This window comes from Endozoicomonas sp. SESOKO2 (assembly GCF_024606245.1).
Classification (GTDB): Bacteria; Pseudomonadota; Gammaproteobacteria; order Pseudomonadales; family Endozoicomonadaceae; genus Endozoicomonas_A.
This window is the reverse complement of record NZ_JAHHPQ010000787.1, coordinates 1-1,289: the sequence shown is the minus strand read 5'-3', so window position 1 is coordinate 1,289 and position 1,289 is coordinate 1. Positions and strand designations below refer to the sequence as shown.

Genomic DNA, 1,289 nt, shown 5'->3' with positions numbered 1-1,289 from the left:
CCATCAGAATCTTTACTGATGAACGGTTTAATCTTCTGCACATCCCACAGGCTGGCTGGCCGGCAATGATCACAAAGTATCTTTTGATTATACCTGCAAACTATAACATCCAGTTTGTGTTCAGCAAGGATGACTCTGAAGCTGAGCAAGCGTTATTTCCCAGGGTAAGCGACCCGGACAGTATAGAACGAATACTTCTGAAACCACTGGAGGAAGCAAGGAAGATAATCATTAAAGAAAGACCAAAGCAATATGTTTTTTTTCTGGACAGTGAAATCAAAAATAGTGGCAGACCGGAAAACATTAAGAAGTATTTAAGGCTTGTCAAGGCTTTTATAATAGGTAAACCCGAAGTACTTGATATATCATCAGAGGTAAGAGCCTCTGATATTGATCAATTATTAGAGAATGCCGGAAGCTATGAGCTAAGCCGGAATGAGTATACAACATCGTTTCAAGCGCTCCAGAAAACACCACAACCTGAAACCGGTTTTGATGCATTCGTTTATAACCTGCCCCGGCTCGAATCTCAGCCAAATTATGAGGCTATAAGTAGTGCTCTATTAAAGAAACATCGCACAAAGTCAACCTGGGTCCACTATTATTTATGGGCTTACGAGACGCTTAATGATCGCCGTGACAACGAACGTGAGCTGTTCCGGGATACGATAATGACACAGAAGATTGAAAAAAATGAACACATGAAAAAAACTTTCTTCGCACTTCTGGGAACGGCCGATCTGACGGTTATGTACGATAATAATCGGGAGGCCATGAGCACCGCATTCAAAAGGTACAACGTAAATCTTTCTAAGTGGTTGGCCTTTTTTCACTCGATCTCAGGCACCTCTGCCCTTATTCTTGGAGAGACAAAAAAGTCAAATTTTCATTTCAGACATTATGAAAAACAAAACAATATATTACAGTCATCAAGTAACTGACCCTGAGGAATAGGACATTTCCGACTTATTGGGCAGGTACAAGAGTAGCATAAAGCCCAAATGCGTAAATTGAAGACTTGTGATCAGTTTACGCTCAGTATTTTTCCATAAACAGCGGCAGTTTTCTAATCAGGAAAATGAGGGTTCGACAACCCAGCGCTGCGGGATTTCACACCAAAACTTCACAGGCAGTGGAATAGAAGCCCCACCGTAAACTTTTCCGTCTCTTTTTGAGAATAATGACAGAGACCCCATTGCCTGTTATGCCTGTTACCTACAGAGCCATTCTTGCTACATCCTGAGCCCACTGCTATTTTTCCTCAAGCTCCATAGGAGTCATAACAATTC

Annotated in this window: 1 protein-coding gene; it reads left to right on the top strand. The window is 41.7% G+C overall.

Translation table 11 applies throughout. The features are described from left to right. Positions 1 to 941, top strand: a 941-nt coding sequence (locus tag KDK17_RS18745) for a hypothetical protein (RefSeq protein WP_257288785.1), incomplete at its 5' end; no start/stop codon positions are given. Between the last annotated feature and the right edge of the window lie 348 nt (positions 942 to 1,289).